Source organism: Thermus islandicus DSM 21543, from assembly GCF_000421625.1.
Taxonomy (GTDB): Bacteria; Deinococcota; Deinococci; order Deinococcales; family Thermaceae; genus Thermus; species Thermus islandicus.
Map to the genome: position 1 here is coordinate 171,895 of NZ_ATXJ01000001.1, position 21,334 is coordinate 193,228.

The 21,334-nt window shown below is 69.3% G+C and carries 20 protein-coding genes and 3 tRNA genes; 8 read left to right on the forward strand and 15 right to left on the reverse strand.

Annotation, left to right across the window (positions count from 1 at the left end):
* Positions 1-18 precede the first annotated feature (18 nt).
* Positions 19-1,008, forward strand: coding sequence for an E3 binding domain-containing protein (locus H531_RS0100905; protein WP_022797488.1), 990 nt, complete (start codon positions 19-21; stop codon positions 1,006-1,008).
* Between the two features lies 1 nt (position 1,009).
* Here H531_RS0100905 and uvrB read toward each other — a convergent pair whose 3' ends face one another.
* Together uvrB and H531_RS0100915 are read right to left on the reverse strand one after the other, a co-directional pair.
* Positions 1,010-3,010: an excinuclease ABC subunit UvrB gene (gene uvrB / locus H531_RS0100910; protein ID WP_022797489.1), complete on the reverse strand. Its 2,001-nt coding sequence runs from the start codon at positions 3,008-3,010 to the stop codon at positions 1,010-1,012.
* An 87-nt stretch (positions 3,011-3,097) separates the two neighbouring features.
* Positions 3,098-5,917 (reverse strand): S-layer homology domain-containing protein, encoded by a 2,820-nt coding sequence (locus H531_RS0100915; protein ID WP_022797490.1) that lies wholly within the window; start codon positions 5,915-5,917, stop codon positions 3,098-3,100.
* Positions 5,918-6,347: 430 nt separating this feature from the next.
* Between H531_RS0100915 and glmS the strand changes: the two genes are divergently transcribed.
* Positions 6,348-8,162 carry a glutamine--fructose-6-phosphate transaminase (isomerizing) gene (glmS, locus tag H531_RS0100920; protein WP_022797491.1) on the forward strand — a complete coding sequence of 605 codons (1,815 nt, stop codon included), beginning with the start codon at positions 6,348-6,350 and terminating at the stop codon, positions 8,160-8,162.
* A gap of 3 nt (positions 8,163-8,165) precedes the next feature.
* Here glmS and H531_RS0100925 read toward each other — a convergent pair whose 3' ends face one another.
* The 6 genes from H531_RS0100925 to H531_RS0100950 form a co-directional block, all read right to left on the reverse strand.
* Positions 8,166-9,758 (reverse strand): HD domain-containing phosphohydrolase, encoded by a 1,593-nt coding sequence (locus H531_RS0100925; protein ID WP_022797492.1) that lies wholly within the window; start codon positions 9,756-9,758, stop codon positions 8,166-8,168.
* 7 nt (positions 9,759-9,765) lie between these two features.
* Positions 9,766-10,971 carry a DUF4127 family protein gene (locus tag H531_RS0100930; protein ID WP_022797493.1) on the reverse strand — a complete coding sequence of 402 codons (1,206 nt, stop codon included), beginning with the start codon at positions 10,969-10,971 and terminating at the stop codon, positions 9,766-9,768.
* On the reverse strand, positions 10,968-11,957 hold the full coding sequence (gene trxB / locus H531_RS0100935; protein WP_022797494.1) for a thioredoxin-disulfide reductase: 990 nt from the start codon (positions 11,955-11,957) through the stop codon (positions 10,968-10,970). Before trxB ends, H531_RS0100930 begins: the two co-directional genes overlap by 4 nt.
* 112 nt (positions 11,958-12,069) lie before the next feature.
* Positions 12,070-12,145, reverse strand: a tRNA-Glu gene (locus tag H531_RS0100940).
* Positions 12,146-12,165: 20 nt separating this feature from the next.
* Positions 12,166-12,240, reverse strand: a tRNA-Glu gene (locus H531_RS0100945).
* Between the two features lie 7 nt (positions 12,241-12,247).
* Positions 12,248-12,321, reverse strand: a tRNA-Gln gene (locus H531_RS0100950).
* Between the two features lie 76 nt (positions 12,322-12,397).
* Between H531_RS0100950 and H531_RS0100955 the strand changes: the two genes are divergently transcribed.
* Both H531_RS0100955 and H531_RS0100960 read left to right on the forward strand, forming a co-directional pair.
* Entirely contained in the window at positions 12,398-12,985 is a 588-nt protein-coding gene (locus tag H531_RS0100955; RefSeq protein WP_022797495.1) for a hypothetical protein, read from the forward strand.
* Positions 12,982-14,649 (forward strand): hypothetical protein, encoded by a 1,668-nt coding sequence (locus H531_RS0100960; protein WP_022797496.1) that lies wholly within the window; start codon positions 12,982-12,984, stop codon positions 14,647-14,649. The genes H531_RS0100955 and H531_RS0100960 overlap by 4 nt, the downstream gene beginning before the upstream one ends.
* Before the next feature lie 125 nt (positions 14,650-14,774).
* On the opposite strand, the gene fmt is transcribed toward H531_RS0100960, so the two are convergent.
* From fmt to zapE, 6 genes are all read right to left on the reverse strand, one after another.
* Complete coding sequence (gene fmt, locus H531_RS0100965) at positions 14,775-15,689, reverse strand: methionyl-tRNA formyltransferase (RefSeq protein WP_022797497.1); 915 nt, start codon at positions 15,687-15,689, stop codon at positions 14,775-14,777.
* Positions 15,686-16,258: a peptide deformylase gene (def, locus tag H531_RS0100970; protein WP_022797498.1), complete on the reverse strand. Its 573-nt coding sequence runs from the start codon at positions 16,256-16,258 to the stop codon at positions 15,686-15,688. The genes fmt and def overlap by 4 nt, the downstream gene beginning before the upstream one ends.
* Positions 16,259-16,263: 5 nt before the next feature.
* Entirely contained in the window at positions 16,264-17,079 is an 816-nt protein-coding gene (locus H531_RS0100975; RefSeq protein ID WP_022797499.1) for a CdaR family protein, read from the reverse strand.
* A complete protein-coding gene (gene cdaA, locus H531_RS0100980; protein WP_022797500.1) occupies positions 17,072-17,785 on the reverse strand; it encodes a diadenylate cyclase CdaA in 714 nt (237 codons plus the stop codon). The genes H531_RS0100975 and cdaA overlap by 8 nt, the downstream gene beginning before the upstream one ends.
* A 72-nt stretch (positions 17,786-17,857) precedes the next feature.
* On the reverse strand, positions 17,858-18,118 hold the full coding sequence (locus tag H531_RS0100985; protein ID WP_022797501.1) for a hypothetical protein: 261 nt from the start codon (positions 18,116-18,118) through the stop codon (positions 17,858-17,860).
* 9 nt (positions 18,119-18,127) lie between these two features.
* Entirely contained in the window at positions 18,128-19,099 is a 972-nt protein-coding gene (gene zapE, locus H531_RS0100990; RefSeq protein WP_022797502.1) for an AFG1/ZapE family ATPase, read from the reverse strand.
* A gap of 57 nt (positions 19,100-19,156) precedes the next feature.
* Between zapE and H531_RS0100995 the strand changes: the two genes are divergently transcribed.
* Positions 19,157-19,411, forward strand: a complete 255-nt coding sequence (locus H531_RS0100995) for a glutaredoxin family protein (protein WP_022797503.1) — start codon at positions 19,157-19,159, stop codon at positions 19,409-19,411.
* Here the strand turns inward: H531_RS0100995 and H531_RS0101000 are convergent.
* Positions 19,390-19,899, reverse strand: a complete 510-nt coding sequence (locus H531_RS0101000; protein ID WP_022797504.1) for a DinB family protein — start codon at positions 19,897-19,899, stop codon at positions 19,390-19,392. The two genes, H531_RS0100995 and H531_RS0101000, sit on opposite strands and share 22 nt — an antisense overlap.
* 46 nt (positions 19,900-19,945) lie before the next feature.
* Here H531_RS0101000 and H531_RS13385 point away from each other — a divergent pair, with 46 nt between their 5' ends.
* The 3 genes from H531_RS13385 to H531_RS0101015 are packed head-to-tail and all read left to right on the forward strand — an operon-like array spanning position 19,946 to position 21,287.
* On the forward strand, positions 19,946-20,161 hold the full coding sequence (locus tag H531_RS13385) for a type II toxin-antitoxin system Phd/YefM family antitoxin (RefSeq protein ID WP_156860426.1): 216 nt from the start codon (positions 19,946-19,948) through the stop codon (positions 20,159-20,161).
* A gap of 42 nt (positions 20,162-20,203) precedes the next feature.
* Positions 20,204-20,500, forward strand: a complete 297-nt coding sequence (locus tag H531_RS12570) for a type II toxin-antitoxin system VapC family toxin (RefSeq protein ID WP_169562191.1) — start codon at positions 20,204-20,206, stop codon at positions 20,498-20,500.
* A 7-nt stretch (positions 20,501-20,507) separates the two neighbouring features.
* Complete coding sequence (locus H531_RS0101015; protein WP_022797505.1) at positions 20,508-21,287, forward strand: enoyl-ACP reductase FabI; 780 nt, start codon at positions 20,508-20,510, stop codon at positions 21,285-21,287.
* Positions 21,288-21,334: the final 47 nt, after the last annotated feature.

Genomic DNA, 21,334 nt, shown 5'->3' on the forward strand with positions numbered 1-21,334 from the left:
TGGTATCATAGGGCCAAGATGGAAGAACCCAGGATCACGCCCCTGGCCCGAAGGCTTGCCGAGGAAAACGGCATTGACTGGCGGAGGCTTAAGGGCACGGGCCCGGACGGCACCATCGTGGAGCGGGACATCCTGGCCTTCCTGGCCAAGGTGATGGCGGGGGAGGTGGACCTGCCCCCCGTGCCGGAGACCCCCCCGCCCCTCCCCCCCGAGGAGGAGCTCAAGCGGGCCCAGGAGGCCTTGGGCCGGGAGGGGGTGGACCTGGCCGACCTTATCCCCGAAGCCCCCAAGGCCCCCACCCTCCAGGTGGAGGAGGTGGCGGAGGAGGAGCTGGAGCTGGACTTCCTCGAGGTGGACCTCTCGGAGGAAGAGGAGGCCCTGCTCCTCCCCGAGGAGGAAGCCCCCGAACCCCTGGAGGCCTGGGAGGAGGACCTCCTGAAGGCCGAAGCCCCAGCCGAGGAGGCCCCTGAACCCCTGGAGGCCTGGGAGGAGGAAGCCCCCCTCGCCAAAGAAGAGGGGCCGCCCGCCGCCTTTCAGCAGGAGGCCAACCTGGGCCTCCTGCCAGGGACGGCCCCCGCGCCCGCCCTAAGGGTTCTCGTCCTCCGCAAGCGGGTGGATCTGGCCGGTCTGGAGGCGGCCCTCGCCGCCTTCCAGGAGGCCTATGGGGTGGCCAAGACCCCCCTCCCCTTCCTCCTGCGGGCGGCGGAAAAGGCCCTTGGGGAGCTGGCGCTCCCCTACCCCGCCCTGTTGGGCCGGAGGGAAGGGGAAGGGGTGCGGGGCCTAAAGCCCGCCAGGGGCTTCCTCGCCCTCTTCCGGGAGGAGGACGGGGAGGAGGGGGAGGGCCTCCTCTGCTTCTACGGGGAGGAAGAGGTCCACACCGGCCGCCCGAGCCTCTTCCTCTCCCCGGAGGGGGTGCTCGCCGCCTCGGGCCTCGAGGCCTCCCTGGCCCGGAAACTCCTGGACCGGGTCGCCCTCTACCTGGAGCGCCCCGTCCTCCTGCTGGCTTAAATCAGCGCCTCCGCCGCTTCCTCCGGCTTCCGGGAATGGGCTCGGGGGGTTTTAGCCCCTGGAGGCGGGCCTCGAGGGCCCGGATCTCGTCCCTAAGCCTCGCGGCCCTTTCAAAATCCAAGGCCTCCGCCGCCTGCCACATGGCGAGCTCCAGCTCCGCGAGGCGCGCTTTCAGGTCCTCCCCGGAGAGGTCGGCCTCGAGGGGGGCCTCCCCGTACCCCTCGGGCCGGATCACCGCCCGCACCTCCTTCCGCACCGTCTTGGGGGTGATGCCGTGCTCCTGGTTATAGGCCTCCTGGATCGCCCGCCTCCGGTTCGTCTCCTCTATGGCCTTCCGCATGGCCTCGGACACCTGGTCGGCGTAGAGCCAGACCTCCCCCCGGGCGTTCCGCGCCGCCCGGCCGATGGTCTGGATGAGGCTCCGTTCGCTCCTCAAAAACCCCTCCTTGTCCGCGTCCAGGATGGCCACCAGGCTCACCTCGGGAAGGTCCAGGCCCTCCCTGAGGAGGTTGATCCCCACCAGGCAGTCGTAGTGGCCCAAGCGGAGGTCCCTCACCAGGGCCTGGCGCTCAAAGGCGTCCAGCTCGTGGTGGAGGTAGCGCGCCCGTATCCCGTGCTCCACCAGGAAGCTCGTGAGCTCCTCGGCCATGCGCACGGTGAGCACGGTGACCAGGGTGCGCTCGCCCCGGCTGGCTCTCTCCCTTATCCCCTCCATGAGGTCCAGGATCTGGTTCTCCGTGGGCTTGACCCGCACCAGGGGGTCCAAAAGCCCCGTGGGCCGGATGATCTGCTCCACCACGCGGCCCGAATGTTCCAGCTCAAAGGGCCCCGGGGTGGCGGAGACGAAGACCACCTGGCTCACCCGCTCCAGAAACTCCTCAAAGCGAAGGGGGCGGTTGTCCAGGGCCGAAGGCAGGCGGAAGCCGTAGTCCACCAGGGTCTTCTTCCTCACGTAGTCCCCCCGGTACATCCCCTGAAGCTGGGGCACGGTCACGTGAGACTCGTCCAGGAAGACCAGGAAGTCCTCGGGGAAGTAGTCCAGAAGGGTGTAGGGGGGCTCCCCGGGGGCCTTCCCCGTGAAGTAGCGGGCGTAGTTCTCCACCCCCGGGCAGGTGCCCATGACCCGGAGCATCTCCAGGTCGTAGAGGGTGCGCTCCTTGAGGCGCGCCGCATAGAGGACCTCCCCCCGCTCCTCAAAGTAGCGGACCCTCTCCCAGAGCTCCTTCTCTATCTCCTTCAGGATCTCCTCTAGCCCCTCCGGGCTTAGGTAGTGGGTGGCGGGGAAGAGGACGAAGCCGGGAAGCTCGCGAAGCCTTTCCCCCGTGATGGGGTGGACCTGGAGGATGCGCTCCACCTCGTCCCCAAAGAGCTCCACCCGGAGGGGCTCCGTCTCGTAGGCGGGGAAGATCTCCAGCACCTCCCCCCTGGCCCGGAAGCGCCCCGGGGCGAGGTCTATCTCGTTCCGCTCGTAGCCGAGCTCAAGAAGCCGCCCCAGAAGGGCCTCCCGGGGGTAGGGCTTCCCCCTTTCCACCACCAGGTTCCTCGCCCGATACTCCCTCGGGTCCCCAAGGCCGTAGATGGCCGAGACCGAGGCCACCACGATCACGTCCCGCCGGGTGAGGAGGCTTCGGGTGGTGGAGTGCCTTAGGCGCTCAATCTCCGGGTTGATGCTGGCGTCCTTCTCTATGTAGAGGTCCTTCCCCGGCACGTAGGCCTCGGGCTGGTAGTAGTCGTAGTAGCTGATGAAGTACTCCACGGCGTTCTCCGGAAAGAGCTCCCGAAACTCCGCCGCAAGCTGGGCCGCCAGGATCTTGTTGGGGGCGAGGACCAAGGCGGGCCGCCCCAGGGCCTCTATGACCCGGGCCACCGTCACCGTCTTCCCCGTGCCCGTGGCCCCAAGGAGGGTCACGTAGCGCTCCCCCGCCTTCAGGGCCTCCACCAGCTCGGCGATGGCCCTCGGCTGGTCCCCCTTGGGCGCTGGCCCCCGGTAGCGGAAGCTCATCCTTTAGAGTATAGGGCCCCCGCCCGGCCTTGACTGGGGTGGAAAAAGCCCCCCGCCCCTTTGGGGCGGGGGGCAGGGCGAGAGCGCCTAGAACTTGACGGTGTAGCTGATCTTGAAGCCCCGGCCGTAGGAGGTGTTCGCAGGCGTGCGGGCGAGGTCCGTGAGCACGAACTCCCCGTAGGCCACGCTGAGGTTGTAGTAGTCCGCCTGCAGGTAGAAGCCCTCCACCAGGCCGGACTGGGTGCCCGGGGTAGCCGCCCAAGGCCCCAAGATGGGGTCGGGGGAGCGGTAGACCCGGTCACGGGCAAAGTTGAAGGCCTGGTTGCCCGAGCCCACCGTGGGCAGCCCACCAACCACCAGCTTATCCCCCTCGTAGTGGGCGTAGGCCGCGCTCACGTTCACCTTGGGGGCCAGGAAGTCGCTGATCTTGATGCCAAATCGGTAGTAGAGCTCGTAGGTGGTGGTGGGGGTGTTAACCCCGCCGCCCGCAGTGGAGTTCCCTACGTAGTCCGTCTTCCGGTAAGAAACAGCACTGTCCAGGCTGAGGCCGAAGAGGATGGGATCGGTGGAAACCTGCACCCCGGCCTTCAGGGTGGTGTAATCGCCGGTTGGTGCCGCGGGACCCGTGAAGCTGTGGTAGCGGAAGCCCGGGGAGAGGCTCAGAAGGGCCAGCTTGAAGGGCTTGGCCAGGTTGGCGTAGACCTGGATGTCGGTGTAGCCGGGGATGTAGAAGCTGACGTACTGGGCGGTGAGGTTGAGGGTGGGAACCAGGGCGTCCTGGGCCGCGCCGTCATGGGCCACCCGAACGCCGAAGCTAGAGGAGTAGTTCTGGTTCTCGTGGTTCTCGTCGACGGGCAGGTAGTAGTAGACGTTGTTGTAGCTGCCGCCCGCGTTGGCCGGGTTGCTGAGGTCAAAGTACCCGTTGCCGTTATTGTAGTAGCGGTTGTAGAAGCCGGTGAGGCTGAAGCCCCGGAAGGAGCCCAGGGTGAGGGCGGCGCCCAGAGCGCTTTCGTAAGTACCAGGTCCCCCACCGTACGTGGTCTCGCTTTCCGCGTAGCCCTTGAGGGAGAGGGGCCCAAAGCCGACGCTGGCGGAGATGCCCAGGCCGCGGGTGTCGGCGCCGTAAGGGGCGCCCGCCTTCAGCAAACCATAGTAGTTAGTGTCCTCGTTTTCCGACATGCCTGCCTGGCCGTCGGCGTACTGCGGGTCCACGGCGTGGTAGTTGGCGGAGAGGGAGACGGGACCCAGCTTGGTTTCGCCCTGAACGTAATAAGCCCAGTCCGAAAGGGCATTATTGAAGCAGTTGGCCACCGGGCTTCCAGGAGTCTGGGAACAAACCCAGAGGGCCGAGAGGCTCAAGGGACCAAGCTCAAGCCCGCCGTCCACTCCGATGGCGGACCTGTTGCCCAGGTTGGTGGCGTAGTTCAGGGCCAGGTTAAGGGCGGAGAAGGGCTTGAAGGCAGTACGGATACCGAAGTAGTTCCCGTTAAGCGCCGGGCTACCATCCGCACCCGCCGCAGCCACCCCGGCCACCACGGTCACATTGGGGGAGAGGGGGAACTTGGTGGCGGAGAAGGTGGCCACCATACCCTGGCGGGGGTTGGCCGGCTCGGGGTCGTTGTCGTTGGCAAAGAGGTAGTCGTTGAATTTGAAGGCGCTGTTGCTCCGGCTGTAGGCCACGCTGAAGGGCTGGCCGTCCACCGAGCCCTTGACGCTGGCGGCATCGAAGTAGATGGGGGGCACGTTGCTCAAAGCACCGGTGAACGCATCCACGTTGAGGGTAGCGCTGGCCTCGCTCACCGCCACCCCTTGGGCCGCCGGGGCGTTGTTCTTCACCCCGAAGGTGAGGGAGGCACCACCATAAGAAAGGTTCCGTCCAGCGATGATGTCTGCCTTCTGAACGGGCGAGGAGGCGTTACCAAAGGCCCCTGTGGAGAAAGCGTTGCCCGGGAAAAGGCGGTCAACGTCAAAGGCGAGGCCCGTAGAAGTGGTGGTGCCGTAGGTGACGGAGAGGGAGCCCTTGATGGAGTACTGCACCTTGGAGAGGTCGGCCACCTGGGACTCCAGCTTGGAGACCTTCTCGGAGAGGGAGACGAGGTCGGAGCGGAGGGCGGCGGCGAACTCCTGGACGGCGGCCACGTCCTCCTTGGTGGCGAACTCCCCAAAGTTCACCCCCTGGAGGTCGGCGAGGCCCTTCTCCAGGGCGGTCACCCGGTCCTGGAGGGAGAGGACGTCCTGGTTGAGGAGGACGGCGAGCTCGTTCAGGGCCTGGATGGCCTGGGCGTTGGCCTCCACCTGGGTGGAGAGGGCGGCCACGTCCCCCTTCACCCCCTGCACGTCCTCGGAGAGGGCCTGGAGCTGCTCGGCGAGCTGCTGGGCCTGGGCCAGGGCGGTGTCCGCGGCGATGGAGGCGGCCTCCACCCGGTCCATGAGGTCCTGGAGGGCGGCCTGGTCCATGCCGGGCTCGGCCGGCTTGGCCTTCAGCTCCTCAATCAGGCTCTCCAGGCGGGCGATGTCCTCCTTGGTGGCGGCGCTGTCCTCCAGGGCGGAGACCCTAACCCCCAAGGCGGCGAGCTCGGCCGCAAGCTCCTGCACGGCGTTCTTCAGGGCCTCGAGGTCCTCGGGGGAGAGGGCCTGCATAGTGGGGGAGGTGCCCTTGGCCTTCAGCTCCTCCTCAATCTGCTGCAGGAGGCGGTAGATGATGAGGGCCGCCTGGTAGCGGGTGAGGTTCTCGTTGCCCCGGAAGGTGCCGTCCGGGAAGCCGAGGAGGAGCCCCTTGGCCGCCAGGGCCTCCACGGCCTCCTTGGCCCAGTGCCCGGCGGGCACGTCGGAGAACTGGGCTAGACCGAACCCCAAGGAGAGGACGGTCAAAAGCCCGGCCAGTAGCACGACAAGCCTTTTCTTCATAGCTCCCTACACCTCCTTTGGAGGTCTGGGGCTTGGGCGGACGAGTTTCCGCGTTTCCTCTCCGCTTTCTGCCCCGGGTGCAAGGCCAGCGGGCCACCTACGGCCCTCACTTTGACCTTGCGCCCGCAGGTATCATAAAGGGCTCATCGGGGCCTTGTCAAGCCCGGAAGGCTTCCCCTATACTCCCCCTGGGGCTTTTGCCCCTGAAGGCGGGAAGCGCAGGGGGCCTTCTGGCCTCACGAGGTGGCGGACCCCCAAAGGGGGATAACCGGCGAGGGCCGGGAAAGATCGAAGGATCCGCGGATGCCGCCCGGGGTGCGCCCGCCCCGCCCGCCTAAGGACCCCCAAGGGAAAGCCCGCCCCGCGAGGGGGGGACAACCAAGGGGGAGGGCAGACGAGGGGGGCTTCCGCCCCCCGGAGAGGGGGTTTTATGTGCGGCATTGTGGGCTATGTGGGGTTTAGGAAGGCCACGGACGTGCTCTTGGACGGGCTTAGGCGGCTGGAGTACCGGGGGTACGACTCCGCGGGGGTGGCGGTGCGGACCCCGGAGGGGCTTAGGGTGGTCAAGCGCTCGGGGAAGCTCTCGGCCCTCGAGGAGGCCCTGAAGGGGGTGGAGCTTTCCGGGAACCTGGGGATCGGCCACACCCGCTGGGCCACCCACGGGGCCCCCACGGACCCGAACGCCCACCCCCACGCCACGGAGGACGGCAGGATCACCCTCATCCACAACGGGATCTTTGAGAACTACCTGGAGCTCAAGGAGGCCCTGAAGGCTCGAGGGCACGGCTTCCGGTCGGAGACGGACAGCGAGGTCCTGGCCCACCTGGTGGAGGAGAAGTACCGGGGGGACCTCTTCCTCGCGGTGCGGGAGGCCTTGGAAGAGGTGCGGGGGGCCTACGCCGTGGCCGTGATCCACGCCGGGCACGAGGAGATCGTGGCCGCGAGGACGGTGAGTCCCCTGGTCATCGGCCTGGGGGAGGGGGAGAACTTCCTGGCCTCGGACGTGCCCGCCCTCCTCCCCTACACCCGAAGGGTCATCTTCCTCCACGACGGGGACGTGGCCCGGATCACCCGGGAAGGGGTGGAGATCACCGACCTCCAGGGCCGCCCCGTGGCCCGGGAGGCCGTGGAGGTGGACTGGACCCTCGAGGCCGCGGAGAAGGGGGGGTTTCCCCACTACATGCTGAAGGAGATCCACGAGCAGCCCTGGGTCCTGGAGAGCACCCTAGGAGGGCGCCTTCTGGAGGAGGAAGGGGACGTGGCCCTGGACCTCGCCCTGGACCCTAAGGAGGTGGAGCGGGTCCAGGTGATCGCCTGCGGCACCGCAAGCTACGCCGGGCTCTACGGGAAGTACCTCCTGGAGGCCCTGGCCCGCATCCCCACCGAGTGGGACGTGGCCAGCGAGTACCGCTACCGCGATCCCCTGGTGGACGGGAAGACCCTGGCCCTGGCCATCAGCCAGTCCGGGGAGACCATTGACACCCTCGAGGCCCTAAGGGAGGCCAGGCGCAAGGGGGCGAGGACCCTTGGGGTGGTGAACGCCAAGGGCTCCAGCCTCACCCGGGAGGTGGAGGAGGTCCTCTACATCCACGCGGGGCCGGAGATCGGGGTGGCCTCCACCAAGGCCTACCTGGCCATGCTGGCGGCCATGGCCCTCCTCGCCGTGCGCTTCGGCCGGGCCCGGGGGGTTTTGGATCGGGAGGCCTCCCGGGGCCTCATCCGGGAGATGCGCAAGCTGCCCCGCCTGGTGGAGGAGGTCCTGGAGAAGCGGCCCCTCATCGCCCACGTGGCCGAAAAGTACCACCAGGCCCAGGACTTCCTCTTCCTGGGAAGGCACGTCCAGACCCCCACCGCCTACGAGGGGGCCCTGAAGCTCAAGGAGATCAGCTACATCCACGCCGAGGCCTACCCCGCCGGGGAGATGAAGCACGGGCCCATCGCCCTCATTGACGAGCACCTCCCCGTGGTGGTCCTGGCCACCCAAGGCCCCCTCTACGAGAAGACCCTTTCCAACATCCAGGAGGTGCGGGCGAGGGGCGGCAAGGTGATCGCCATCGCCACCGAGGGGGACGAGGAGATAAGGAAGCTCGCCCAGGAGGTGATCTACGTGCCCCAGGTCCACCCCCTCCTCGCTCCCATCGTGAGCGTGGTGCCCCTGCAGCTTCTGGCCTACGAGATCGCCGTCCTCCTGGGGCGGGACGTGGACCAGCCCCGGAACCTGGCCAAGAGCGTGACGGTGGAGTAGGGCCTAGACCAGGCGGAGAAAGACCTCCACCAGCCTCGGGTCCAGGCCCTTGCCGGCCTGGGCCCGAAGCTCCTCCCGGGCCCTCTCGGGGGGCCAGGCGGGCTTGTAGGGGCGCTCGGAGACCAGGGCGTCCCAGACGTCCGCCACGGCGAAGATCCGGGCCTCGAGGGGGATCTCCTCCCCCTTGAGGCCCTTGGGGTAGCCCGAGCCATCCCAGCGCTCGTGGTGGTGGAGGACCACGTTCAGGGCGGTCTTGGGGAAGAAGGGGAGGTCCTTGAGGATCTCCAGGCCCACCTCGGGGTGGGTCTGGACCAGGCGCCACTCCCGGGTGACCAGGGCGGAGGGCTTCTTCAGCACCTCGTCGGGAAGGGCCAGCTTCCCCAGGTCGTGGAAGTAGGCCCCCAGGCGCAGGCCCTCGAGGTCGGGAAAGCCCAGGGCCTTGGCCAGGCGCACGGCGAGCTCGGCCACCCTCTCCGTGTGGCCCTTGGTCTCCAGGTCCCGGCACTCCAAGACCCGGGAAAGGGCCTTGAGGGCGGCCTCCCGGGTGAGGCGGAGGGCACGGAGCTGGAAGAGGCGCTCTAGGGCCTCCTCCAGCCTCTTGGCCACCACCTTGAGGAGGTCCTCGTCCCCCTTGCGGTAGGGCACCCTCTCCCCGAAGGTGGCCAGGGCCAGCACGCCGTACGGCCTGCCCCGGAGCCTTAAGGGAACCAGGAGGGCGGAGCGGAGGCCGAGTTCAACGAAGGGCCTGAGGGCGCCGGGAAAGCGGGCGTAGTCCTCCACGTAGACCGGCCCCTCCCAGAGGCCGGGGTGGCCTAGGTCAGCCCTGAAAGGGCTACCTTGCAGCCCCTGGCCGAAGCGGACGGGGTGGGCCTGGTAGAGGCGGGGGAGGCCCCTGGGGTAGCGGCCCACCATCACCTCCGGGCGCACCTCCCCCTTGCGGAAGCGGTAGAGGGCCCCCCCGTGGTAGGGGGTGAGGCGGAGCAGGGTTTCCAGGGCCTCCCTGGCCATCCCCAGGGGCTCCCGGGAAGCCTCCAGGGAAAGGGAAAGCTCCAGGAGGGCCTTGTGGCGCTCCGCCTCGAGGCGGGCCTCCTCCAAGGCGGCGATCCGGGCCAGGGCCATCCCCGCCGCCTCAGCCAGGGCCTGGGCCAGGAAGGCCTCCTCGGGGAGGATCTCCCCCGCTTCCCCCACGGTGTCCAGGGAGAGCACCCCCAAGACCTGTCCCTTGGGGTCGCGAAGGGGTACCCCCAGGTAGGCCCCGGGCCGGGGCCGGCTCTCCAGGAACACCGCAGAAGGCTCCGCGAGGACGTCGGGAAGGAAGACCATCCTTCCCTCTTCCAGGACGCGCCAGGAAACCCCCTGGCCCCGGCTCAGGCGGAAACCCACCCTCTCGGCGGAAAGCCCCGCCGCGGCCACCAGCTCCAAAACGTCCTCCTCCGGGCGGTAGAGGAGGAGGAGGGCCGAAGCCGCCCGGGTGCTCTCCTTCAGGACCCCCACGGTCTTGCAATAGACCTCCTCCCGGCGCTCCAGGGGGGCGAGCAGGCGGAAGGCCCGGGCCAAGGCCTCGAGGCGCTTCCGCTCCAGGGCCCCGGCACCCATGACCGGGCTATTGTACCAGGGACGGCCCCCGGTCCGCGGGGGCAAAGCCGAGGCGCGGTTCGGCCTCAAAGGCCCGCCCCCAGGGAAAGCGGAGGGAGACGAGGTCAAGCCGCCTCCCCTCCAGCGCCGCGTAAGCCCAGAGGGCGGCCACCCCCTGGGCGCCCGGGGGCAGGGGCTCGGGGTAGCGGGCCCGAAGGTAGGGCCTCCCCACCTCCCCCCACCAGTACTGGAAGTAGGCCTCGGCGAGCCGCAGAAGCCGCCCTTCCCCATTCCCCAGGAAAAGCCCCCCCTGGGCCAGGGCGCTGCCCAGGTTGTTGGCCGGGGTGCCCCAGGCGGCGTAGGCGGCGAGGCGGGCGTAGAGGCCGAGGCCCTGGAGGTAGGCCATGAGCCGAGGGTCGCCCCGGTTCACCCGGGAGAGGTCGGCCAAGGCCACCCTGTGGCGGGCCATGAGGCGGAGAAGGTCCAAAGCGGCCTGCCTCGGGTCCTCCCCCGCGTAGGCGTAGAGGACCAGGTCCGGCCCCTCCTCCAGGGCCGCGGGGCGGGCCGCGGCGCTCCAGAGGAGCCGGGCCGCGGTTTCCCCCAAGGGGAGGCCCTCGTAGGGGGTTACCCGCCCGGCCAGGGAAGGGGTCTCGTAGACCACCGCCACCCGAAGCCCGGGCCTGAGGGCCCGGAGGAGGAGGACCTGCCCCGCCTCATCGGCCCCGGGACGGCTGGGATAGGGCAGGGAAGCCGCCTCCTGGGGTGCGGGGGAGCCCCTTAGGGCGTCGTCCCATACCGCTTCCACATACACCTCAGGAAACCCCGACCAAGGGGAGAGGGCCTTCAGGACCCGAAGGTTCCGTTCCCTTTGGGTGGTGTCCCAGCGGGGCACCACCCCGAAGAGGTAGAGCCTCCCGCCATACCGCACCCGCCAGGAAAGGAGGGGACCCAGGCGGGCCAGGGCGTCCTCCGGGGGCAGGGAAAGGTGGCGGCTCTGAAGTAGCCCTCCGTAGGCTAGGGCGTCCAGGGCAGCCACTAGGCCCTCTCCCGGGTTGGAAAGGAGCCAGGCGCGAAGCCGGGAAAGGTCCGCCCCCTCCGGTCCCCGGTAGGCCTCCCGGGGCGGGCAGAGGACCAACCCCCAGTCGCAGGGGGCCCAGCTGGGCGGACGGTCGTCCAGGGGAAGGTAAAGAAGGGCGAGCAGGGAAGCGGTCCAGCGAGGCCAGGCCCCGATCACCCCGCCGCCTTAGGGGTCTCGGCCTGGTGCGTTTCCTCCAGGTACCTTTCCGCCATCATGGCCGCCCGGGTCCCCGCCCCTACGCTGGTGGTGAGCTGGCGGTAAATGGGGTCGGCCACGTCCCCCGCGGCGAAGATTCCGGGCACCGAGGTGAAGACCTCGTCCCGCACGGCGATATAGCCATCGGGCCTGAGCTCCACCACCCCCTTGAGGAAGGCGGTGTTGGGCTCGTGGCCGATGAAGACGAAGACGCCGTCCGCGGGGTAGAGGTACTCCTCCCCGGTCTTCAGGTTTTTAAGGCGGACCCCCGTCACCTGGTCCTCCCCCAGGATCTCGGTGACGATGTGGGAGAAGAGGAAGTGCATCTTGGGGTTCTGGAAGGCCCGCCTTTGGGCCACCTTGTTGGCCCGAAGCTCGTCCCGGCGGTGGACGAGGGTCACCTTGCGGGCGAACTTGGTGAGGAAAAGGCCCTCCTCCACCGCGGCATCCCCCCCGCCCACCACCACCACCTCCTTGTCCCGGAAGAAGTAGCCGTCGCAGGTGGCGCAGGTGGAAACCCCCCGGCCGTAAAACTTGTCCTCCCCAGGCACCCCAAGCCTCCGGGGATTGGCCCCGGTGGCGAGGATGACCGCCCGGGCCCGGTAGCTCCGCTCGTAGCCCCGCACCAGAAAACCCCCTTCGGCCCTCTCTAGCCCCAAGACCTCGTCCATGACGATCCGGGCCCCGAACTTCTCGGCCTGGGCTACCATGCGGGCCGCAAGCTCAGGGCCCGAGATCCCCTCGGGGAAACCGGGGTAGTTTTCCACCTCCTCCGTCTGGGCGATCTGCCCACCCGGAAGGCCCTTTTCCAGGATGATCGTCTTGAGCTGGGCCCGGCCCGCATAGATCCCTGCGGTGAGCCCGGCAGGCCCCCCACCCACGATGACCACGTCGTAGGCTTCCTCCTCCGGCCTTGCGCCCGAACGAACCCCTAGGGTCAAGTCCATGCCGCCTCCTCCCTCCAGGATACCCCCCAGGATACAGATAGGGGGTATATCACCTAGCCTGGCCCGAGGGGAACGGGACGTCAAGGGGGAAAAACGCAATCCGAGCCGCACCTGGTGACCCCAGGGGGATTCGAACCCCCGTCTCGGCCTTGAGAGGGCCGTGTCCTAGGCCTCTAGACGATGGGGCCGCACGCGGCTCGGATCGCTTTGGTGACCCCAGGGGGATTCGAACCCCCGCCGCCGCCTTGAAAGGGCGGTGACCTAACCGCTAGTCGATGGGGCCAAAAGTTTGGCTGGGGTGCGTGGATTCGAACCACGACCGGCGGATCCAGAGTCCGCTGTCCTACCCTTAGACGACACCCCAGCAGGGCATGCCCGACCCCTCGGGCAGAGGTTATGGTACACTCTGAGGGGCAGATTGGCAAGCCCCATCGGTCCCTATGGAAGAAAGTCTTTTACGAATCCTAAGCCAGTACGTCTCTTCCCGGGCCGCGGAGAACCTCGTGCGCCGGGCCCTGACCCTGGGGAGGCCCTCCCGGCCTGAGGACTGGGCCAGGCTGGTGGAGGAAGGGATCTGGCCCGAGCTGAGGCGGCTCCTTCCCTTCAGGGAGATGCCTCCCGAGCTCAAGGCCTGGGTGCGGGAAAGGCGAAGCCAAGCCCCTCCCGAGGAGGAAGAGGAAGGGGAGGAGGCAGCCCTTTGGGAGGCCGTAGACCTGGAAGACCCCGCCCTCCGGGCCCGCCTGGCCCAGCGCCTGGCCCGCCTCGAGGGGGTGGTCGGGGTGGTGGTGGCCGGGGAAAGCGGCAGGGAGGAGCTCTTCGCCGGGGAGCCCGTCTCCTTGGACCCGGCCCACCTCCTCCTGAGGCGGCAAGGGTACCGCACCTTCTACGCCGTCTTTGGGGAGCGCCTGGTGGCCCTGCGCGCCCTGGGCCAGGGGTATGTGGGGATCGCCGCGCACAAGGAGATCAACGTGGGCCGCCTTCTGCACGGGCTCAGGCGGCTAGTGAACGCGAAGGAGGTGGAGGGATGAAGAGGTGGCTTTTCCTGGCGGCGCTTTTCGGCTTGGCTCTGGCCGCACCCCTACCCCAGGTGTACGACCGCCTGGAGCGGGCCCTGGCCCAGGTGCGCCTGGACAACCCCACCCAGGCCCTGGCGGCCTTGGACCAGGCCCAAGGCCTCTTGCGCCAGGAGGCGGAGGGCCTTCCCCCGGTCCTCCGCGACGCAGCCATGGGCAATCTCCAGGAGGCGCGCCAGGCGGTGGTGCGGAAGAGCCGGGCGGACCTCGAGGCCCGCCTCCTCCTGGTGCGCCACCTCCTGGGTAAGGCCCTCTACGACGGCTTCTTCCAGGCCCCGCAAGGGGAGAAGGCCGCCTACCTCGCCCGCCTGGCCCGGGCCACGGGCCTGGGGCAGGGGGAGGTCCAGGAGGCGATAGGCCTTCCCCCCGAGGAGGCGAGGCGGCGCCTGGAGGGCCGCTACCTGGAGCTTATGGCCCAGGACCTGGCCCAGGCCCTCTCCGCCTCCTCCCGCCCGCAGGCCTACCTGGCCCTGGCCCGGGCCTACGCCCGGTTCCTGGTGGTCCAGGACAGCCCCCAGAGCACCCTAAAGGCCCAGGATTTCGTCCAGACCCTGGCTAGGGTATCCGGAGGGGAGGCCTTCCGCCCCCAGGTTCAGGAGCTGGAGAAGAGGGTGGGCCTCTGGAAAGAGGCCCTCAAGGGGAGCACGGCCCAGGCCGCCCCCCCGCCCCCCCCCGCCCCCCACCCCCCCGCACCCCAGAGCGCGCCCCTCCCCACCCCCCAGGCCCCTCCCCCCAGAACCCCCCTGGCGGAAACCCCCCTTCCCCAGGCGCTCCGGGAGGAGACCAGCCTCCTCCGCCTCGAGCCCGAGGTGGCCCGGCGCGTGGGGGAGGCCCTGGAGCGCATGGCCATCCCCAGCCTGGTGAACTGGCTGGACTTCCTGGACGAGGTGCGCAGCGGCCTGGCCCAAGCCCTGCTGTACACGCAAAACGGCCAGCACGAGCGCTCAAGGGCCCAGCTGGCCTACGCCTACAGCCGCTTCCGCCTCAAGGTCTACCCGGTGGTGGGGGCTTACGCCCCGGACCTGGCCGAGCGCGCCGACCGGCTCTTCCTCCTTATGCAAAACGCGGTGGGCCTGCGAACCGTGGACTTCGCCCTCCTCCTGGGGGAGGTCCAGGAGATGGAGGAAAGGCTCCTCGGGGGCACCCTGGGGCCCTGGCACGGCCTCCAGGTGGAGGTGCAGCTCTTCCTCCTGGGCCTGCCCCGGGCCATCTTCTTCCTCCTGGCCGCGGCCTTGGCCTTCTTTCCCCTCTACCTGATCCGCCTCACCTTCGGGGGCAGGAACGTGTACTGGAACCTCCTGGGGCTCGCCTTCCTCTTCCTGGTGCTTCCCATCGTCACCGAAGGGCTCTCCTACATGGGCTCCATCCTGGCCGAGTACGGGGGCCTGCCCGCCCTGGGGGTGCTCTCCAACCTCTCCGTGGCCCAGGCCCTGATGCCCTACCTGGCCTGGGGGCTCTCCGCCTTCCTGGTGGTGGCCCTGGCCACCGCAGGGCTCCGGGGCATCGCCGCCCAGTTCGGCCTCCTCAAGGAGCGGGGGGCGGAGGTAGTCACCACGGAGGAAAGGCCCTCCTCCACCCTCACCAGCGAGACCATCGTGGAGTGGGACGAGGAGTTCTAGGCCCCCCCGCTCTGGCGCCAGAGCTGGGGGCCCAACGCGGGCTTGCACCCGCATGGGGGCCCCGGTCAACGTATCCGAGACCCCCTTCCTGAGGCTTTCCTTGTGCCTGGGCTCGGATGCGGGGGCTACTCCAAGCGGGTTCCCGGCCCCACCCCGTACCCCCGGGCCCAGTCGGCGGCGGGCATAGGGCGCCTGCCCTCGGGCTGGACCTCGAGGAGGCGGAGGAGTCCCTCCCCCGTGCCCACCAGGACCCCTTCCCGGTCCACAGCCTGCACCACCCCAGGCGCTCCCCGCCCCGGCTCCGGCCGCATCCTGAGGGCCTTCACCCGCCTTCCCCCGTGGAAGAAGTAGCTCCCGGGCCAGGGCTGGACCCCCCGGTGGCGGTTAAAGATGGCCTCGGCGCTCTCCTCAAAGCGCACCCTTCCCTCCTCCTTGGTGAGGAGGGGGGCGTAGCTGGCCTCCCCCTCCTGGGGGACGGGGACGAGGTGGGGAAGCCTCTCCAGCACCTCCAGGAGAAGCTCAATGCCCTTGTCCCGGAGCCTCTCGGAGAGGGCCACCGCGTCCTCCTCGGGAAGGATCTCCGTGCGCCAAACGGCGTAGAGGGGCCCGGTGTCCAGCCCCTCCTCGGTCTTCATGATGGAAACCCCCGTCTCCCGCTCCCCGCGGATCAGCGCCCAGGGGACGGGAGCCGGCCCCCGGTACTTGGGGAGGAGGGAGGGGTGGAGGTTGAGGAAGCCATAGGGGGGCACCTCCAGCACCTCCTTGGGCAGCACCTTGCCGTAGGCCGCGGTGACGGCCACCTCCGGGGAAGCGGCGCGGAAAGCCTCCAGAAACTCCCGGTTGCCCTTGAGCCGCTCGGGCTTGAGGAGGGGAAGGCCGTGGTCCGAGGCGTACCGGGCCACGGGGCTCGGGGCGGGCCTTAGGCCCCTTCCCTGGGGCTTATCGGGCTGGGTCACCACCAGGACCACCTGGTGGCGGCGGCGCAAGGCCTCGAGGACGGGCACCGACCAGGCGGGGGTGCCGAAGAAGGCCACCCTCATCGGGCGAGCTCCTTGAGGCGGGCCCGGGCCTCCTTCTGGAGGCGGGCGAGCTCCTTTCGGTTCTCCTCCAGGAAGGCCTCCCGCTTGGGCCCAGGGAGGCGCTCAAAGAAGAGGATCCCGTCCAGGTGGTCTATCTCGTGCTGGAAAACGCGGGCCATGTACCCCTCCAGCTCCAGGGTGCGAGGCCTCCCCTCCTCGTCCTGGAAGGCCACGCGGAGGCGCTCCGCGCGGGGCACCTCCTCGGAGTAGAGCCCAGGCAGGGAGAGGCACCCCTCTATTCCTTCCACCTGGCCCTCCCGGTGGGTGATCACGGGGTTCGCCACCACGTACACCCGGCGCACCAGGTCCCGGAGCGGCCTCTCCTCCTCCTCGGGCTCGTCCGCGTACTCCACGGCCACGAAGACGCGCTGGGAAAGCCCGATCTGGGGGGCGGCCAACCCCACCCCTCGGGCCTCAAACATGGTCTCCAGCATCTCCTCGGCGAGCCGCTTGATCCCGGCGAAGTCCTGGACGGGGCGGGCCTTCCTCCGTAGCACCGGGTCCCCGTAGAGGCGGATGGGATGGATCATCCTATCTATTCTAGCCCAAGCCGCACCCTTCCCAAAACCTGGCCCAGAGGGCGCACCCCCGGGGGCAGGTCCAAGACCCAAGGCCCCACCACCTCCCCCGGGCGGAAGCCCCCTTGGGGCCTAGCCTCCACCCGCTCCAGGCCCTCCAGGGCCTCCCTAGGCCCCACCACCTCCACCCTCCTCGGGGCGTAGTCCAGGACCTTGAGCCCTGGGGGCGGCTTCACCACCAGGGGCACCTCCTTGCGGAAAAGGGGGGCCTCCCGGGCCACCACCCGCACCTGGGAGGGGGAAAGGTCCACCCCGGGAAGGGGCCCCTGGGGGCCAAAGGCGGTGAGGGGCACCGCCTCCCCCCCAAGGTCCAGCCCCAGGGCCACCACCGCCTCCTCCACCCGGCTCCTCGGCCCCCGGGCCTCCACGAAGGCGGGCTCGGTCCGCACCCAGGCCCCCTGGGCGAGGACCTCCACGGGCAGGGTGCGGGTGAACAGGGCTTCCACCTGGCCCTCCACCCGGGCAGGGCGCACCTCCAGCACCTCCACCCCTTGGGGCACGGCCACCCGCACCTCGCGGCTAAAGGCCCCTTCCGCTCCCGAGAGGTCCAGGTAGGCGGAAACCGGGGGCGTGCCCTCCACCAGGGGGGCAGGCCCCCGGAGGCGCAGGAAGACCTCCTTGGGCGCCCCCTCGGCCACCTGGTCCTGCCCCAGGCCCACCACCCGAAGGGGTACGCTCAGGGCCCTCTCCACCACCGGGGTCCTTTCCCTTAGGGAGTACCAGGCGGCCAGGGCCACCAAAAAGGAGAGGAGGAGGGCGGGCCAGTCACGCATGGGCCAACCCCTTGAGCTTCTCCCGCAGGGCCTCGAGGCTGAGGGGCGGGGAAAGCCGCCCTCCCTCCGCCACCCGGATGGCCCCCGTTTCCTCGCTCACCACGATCACCAGGGCATCGGAGACCTCGGAAAGCCCCAGGGCCGCCCGGTGCCGGGTGCCCAGGCCCATGTGGGCCTCGGAGAGGGGGAAGACGCAGCCGGCGGCGAAGAGCCGGTCGCCCCGGAGGATGGCCCCCCCATCGTGCAGGGGGGTCCCGGGATGGAAGAGGGTCACCAGGAGGCGGGCGGAAAGCCTGGCCTCCACCACCTCCCCGGTGGCCGCGTACTCCCCCAAAGGGGTGCGCCGCTCCAGGGCGATGAGGGCCCCGTAGCGCCGCTCGGCCAGGCGGGCCATCCCCAAAAGGAGCTCTTCCAGGACCAAGGAGGCGGCCCTTGGCCCCTGGGCCCGTCCCAGGCGCTCCAAGAGGCCCCTAAGCTCCGGCTGGAAGACCACGATGAGGGCAAAGGCGCCCAGGGTAGCGGCGTTGCCGAGAAGCCAAGACAGGGTGGAAAGCCCGAGGAGGCTGGCGAGAAACCAGACCAGGAGGTAGACCAGAACCCCCCGCACCAGGTTGAGGGCCCGGGTACCGGAGATGAGCCGCCAGAGGTAGTAAAAGAGGACGGTGACGAGGAGGATGTCCAGGAGGTCGCGCCAGGTGAAGGGCATGGTCTAGGCCAGACCCGGGCCCCCGCCCCCGGCCTCGAGCGCTGCCCCGAAGGAGAGCCTCACCGGAGCCCCCTAGGAGCGGAGCCCCCCTTCCTCCTCCTCCTCGGCCTCCTGGGCCAGGGCCGCGATCTCCTCGGGGGACATCTCGGAAAGGGCCCGAATCGCCTGGAACTCCTCCAAAAGTTCCTGGATCTCCTCCATGGCCTCCTTCAGGGAGAGCTCCCCCTCGCGGTACTCGTCCACCACCTCCTCCATGGCCTCGAGGATCCCCACGGCGGCGCTCGCCTGGGAGAGGGCCTGGGCCAGCTCGGAAAGCCGTTCTGCCAGATCCATGCCCCCATACTACCCCAAAAGCTCCGCCAGGCGGGAAAGCGCCCGCCCGTACTTTTTGGCGAAGGCCCCATGGCGGTAGTCTTCGGGAAAGAGGGCCCCCAGGGAAACCCCCGAGGCCCGGAGGGCCAGGCCGCGGTTATAGACCTGATCCACAAAATGTACGAAGCGCAGGGCATCGTTCTGGTCCTGTATGGGCTCCAGTCCCCTTAGATAGACCGCTTCCACCCCTTCCAGGAGGTAGCGGTAGCGGATGGGGTGGAGGGCGCGGAGGTGGGCCAGGAGGTCGGGAAAGGCGTCCAGGGTCTTGGGCCTCGGGTCCTGGTGAAAGGCCTCCAGAAGCTTCCCGTCGCTCCAGGGCTCGGGGAGGCCTCCGGGGTCGCGGTGGCGGAAATCCTCCCCCTCTATCCGCTCCACGGCGAAGCGGCGGGCGAGCCCTTGGATCTGGTGCCGGAACTGCTCAGCGTTGAACCGCCCCTCCCCCAGGGCGCCGGGCGGCGTGTTGGAGGTGGTGGCCACCCGGAGGCCCCGGTCCATGGCGAGGGAAAGGAAGTGGGTCACCATCTGGGCGTTGCCGGGGTCGTCCAGCTCAAACTCGTCCAGGAAGAGGTACCGGAGGGAGGAAAACCGCCTGACCCCCTCCTTGAGGCCGAGAAGCCCCAGGGTGTAGGTGAGCTCCTCAAAGGTGAGGAAGGCCTTGGGGGAAGGGGCCTCGAGGTAGGCCGCCACCAGGAGGTGGGTCTTGCCCACCCCGAAGCCCCCGTCCAGGTAGATCCCCTGAGGCCCAGGCATCCGGGAGCGCAGGAGGCCCCGGGGACGGTCCCTTACCCAGCTTCGCAGCCGCTCCTTGGCCAGGGCCTGGGAGGGATAGCGGGGATCGGGGCGGTAGGCGGCAAAGGTGGCGCTTCGGAAGCGGGGCGGGGGCACGAAGCCCTGGAGAAGCCTTTCCAGGTCCACCTCGGGATGGCGCTCGGCCAGGCGCATGGTGTATAGCCTAGCGCACCCCTCCTAGAGCCGTCCCTTCTGCTACCCTGGTAGGGTATGGTGCGGCTTTACGGCGTCCCCGGCTGCGGCCCCTGCGAGATCGTGAAGTTGTTCCTGGCCCAGCAGGGCATCCCTTACCTCTTCGTGGACGTCAGGAAGGACGAGGCGGCGGCCCGAAGGGTGGCCGAGCTCCTGGGAAGCCCCACCGCCGGGGTAGTCCTGGAGTGGGAGGGGAGGGTGGAGGCCATCCGAGGGGTGTCCCCGGCGCGCCTCCACGCCTGGCTTGCCCACTACCGGGCCAAGGAGGCCTGAAGGGCCCTCAGGTGGTGGGCCTCGTGGTAGGCGGCGGCCCGTACCCACCCCAGGGCCGTGAGCTCCCCGAAGAAGGGGTGGGGGAAGGTGGCGGGGTGCTGGGGATCGGCCTTGGCCGCCTCCTCCAGGAGGAAGGCCCGGGCCTTGGCCAAGAAGGCCAGGACCTCCTCCAGGGAAAGCCCTCCCTTGGGCCGCACCCCCTCGGGGGCCTGGGGCTTGCCGTCCTTGACCTCCCCGGGGACGAAGGGCACGGGGGGCAGGCTCTCCCCCGCCGCAAGGCGCCTCAGGCGCCGCAGGACCCGGGCGGTGGAGTCCTCCACCAGGGCCACGTGCTCCGCCACCATGAGGGGGGTCCAGGCCCCCTCCCGGAGGGGAGCGAAAAGCCAAGCGGGGTCCGCCTCCCGAAGCAGGGCGAGGAGGGCCTCACGGGTTTCCCCAAGCCGCCTCAGGGCCTCCTCCCAGGTGCCGTAGTCCTCTAACCGAACCATGTCTCAGTGTAAACCAGGCCGTTTTTTTCCTGGCTATAGTGGGCCCATGCGGGTCGTCTTGGTGAGCGAGGCCAAAAACCGCCTCGCCGAGCTCCTCCGCCAGGTGCAGGCCGGGAAGGAGGCCCTCATCCGGGACCGGGGGATGCCCGTGGCCCTCCTCTCCCCCGCCCTGGGCTCTGGGACCCTCCTTCGGCTAGAGCGCCAGGGTCTCCTCCGCCGGGGGAAGGCCCCACCTGGAAGACCTTCCCCTTCCTACCCCTAAGAAAAACGTCCTCTAGGCCCTCCTGGAGGAACGGGAGGAGGGATGAGGTTCTGGGACACCTCGGCCCTGAGCCGGAGGAGGCGGGAAGGGGTCCTTAAGGACGAAGACCCCGCCTTGGCCCTAAAGCGCCTTCGGAGGCGCAAGGCCGCCTGGCACGAGGTCCTCCCCGCAGAAAGGGTGCGCCGGGAAGCCCTCCGCCTCCTCCAGGCCCACCCCTTGAGGACCCTGGACGCCCTTCCACTGGCTTCCCTTCTGGTGGCGGCCGAGGTCACCCTGGACGGGCGGCTGGCCCTAACGGCCTCCTTGGAGGGCGTTCCCGTGTTCGGACCTTCGGTATAATCCCCCCATGCTTACCGTGGACCTCTCGGGCAAAAAGGCCCTGGTCATGGGGGTCACCAACCAGCGGAGCCTGGGCTTCGCCATCGCCGAGAAGCTCAAGCGGGCGGGGGCGGAGGTGGCCCTAAGCTACCAGGCGGAAAGGCTCCGCCCCGAGGCGGAGAAGCTCGCCGAGGCCCTGGGAGGGGCCCTCCTCTTCCAGGCGGACGTGACCCGGGACGGGGAGCTGGACGCCCTCTTCGCCGGGGTAAGGGAGGCCTTTGGGGAGCTGGACTACCTGGTTCACGCCATCGCCTTCGCCCCCCGGGAGGCCATGGAGGGGAGGTACCTAGACACCAGGCGCCAGGACTGGCTTTTGGCCCTCGAGGTCTCCGCCTATTCCCTGGTGGCCGTGGCCCAGAGGGCCGAGCCCCTCCTCCGGGAAGGGGGCGGGATCGTCACCCTCACCTACTACGCCAGCGAGAAGGTGGTGCCCAAGTACAACGTGATGGCCATCGCCAAGGCGGCCCTCGAGGCCAGCGTCCGCTACCTGGCCTTTGAGCTCGGGCCCAAGGGGGTGCGGGTGAACGCCATCTCTGCGGGCCCTGTGCGCACCGTGGCGGCGCGGAGCATCCCCGGCTTTTCCAAGATGTACGATCGGGTGGCGCAGACCGCCCCCCTAAAGCGCAACGTGACCCAGGAGGAGGTGGGCAACCTCGGCCTCTTCCTCCTCTCGCCCCTCGCAAGCGGCATCACCGGGGAGGTCATCTACGTGGACGCCGGGTACCACATCATGGGGATGGAGGTCTAGGAGAAGGGCCGGCATCGGTTCACCGGGTCGAGCCCGGAAGCGCGGGA

Coding starts and splice junctions, on each gene's coding strand:
- H531_RS0100905 (WP_022797488.1), top strand. CDS start 19: ATGGAAGAACCCAGGATCACGCCCCTGGCCCGAAGGCTTGCCGAGGAA.
- uvrB (WP_022797489.1), bottom strand. CDS start 3,010: ATGAGCTTCCGCTACCGGGGGCCAGCGCCCAAGGGGGACCAGCCGAGG.
- H531_RS0100915 (WP_022797490.1), bottom strand. CDS start 5,917: ATGAAGAAAAGGCTTGTCGTGCTACTGGCCGGGCTTTTGACCGTCCTC.
- glmS (WP_022797491.1), top strand. CDS start 6,348: ATGTGCGGCATTGTGGGCTATGTGGGGTTTAGGAAGGCCACGGACGTG.
- H531_RS0100925 (WP_022797492.1), bottom strand. CDS start 9,758: ATGGGTGCCGGGGCCCTGGAGCGGAAGCGCCTCGAGGCCTTGGCCCGG.
- trxB (WP_022797494.1), bottom strand. CDS start 11,957: ATGGACTTGACCCTAGGGGTTCGTTCGGGCGCAAGGCCGGAGGAGGAA.
- H531_RS0100955 (WP_022797495.1), top strand. CDS start 12,398: ATGGAAGAAAGTCTTTTACGAATCCTAAGCCAGTACGTCTCTTCCCGG.
- H531_RS0100960 (WP_022797496.1), top strand. CDS start 12,982: ATGAAGAGGTGGCTTTTCCTGGCGGCGCTTTTCGGCTTGGCTCTGGCC.
- fmt (WP_022797497.1), bottom strand. CDS start 15,689: ATGAGGGTGGCCTTCTTCGGCACCCCCGCCTGGTCGGTGCCCGTCCTC.
- def (WP_022797498.1), bottom strand. CDS start 16,258: ATGATCCATCCCATCCGCCTCTACGGGGACCCGGTGCTACGGAGGAAG.
- H531_RS0100975 (WP_022797499.1), bottom strand. CDS start 17,079: ATGCGTGACTGGCCCGCCCTCCTCCTCTCCTTTTTGGTGGCCCTGGCC.
- cdaA (WP_022797500.1), bottom strand. CDS start 17,785: ATGCCCTTCACCTGGCGCGACCTCCTGGACATCCTCCTCGTCACCGTC.
- H531_RS0100985 (WP_022797501.1), bottom strand. CDS start 18,118: ATGGATCTGGCAGAACGGCTTTCCGAGCTGGCCCAGGCCCTCTCCCAG.
- zapE (WP_022797502.1), bottom strand. CDS start 19,099: ATGCGCCTGGCCGAGCGCCATCCCGAGGTGGACCTGGAAAGGCTTCTC.
- H531_RS0100995 (WP_022797503.1), top strand. CDS start 19,157: ATGGTGCGGCTTTACGGCGTCCCCGGCTGCGGCCCCTGCGAGATCGTG.
- H531_RS0101000 (WP_022797504.1), bottom strand. CDS start 19,899: ATGGTTCGGTTAGAGGACTACGGCACCTGGGAGGAGGCCCTGAGGCGG.
- H531_RS13385 (WP_156860426.1), top strand. CDS start 19,946: ATGCGGGTCGTCTTGGTGAGCGAGGCCAAAAACCGCCTCGCCGAGCTC.
- H531_RS12570 (WP_169562191.1), top strand. CDS start 20,204: ATGAGGTTCTGGGACACCTCGGCCCTGAGCCGGAGGAGGCGGGAAGGG.
- H531_RS0101015 (WP_022797505.1), top strand. CDS start 20,508: ATGCTTACCGTGGACCTCTCGGGCAAAAAGGCCCTGGTCATGGGGGTC.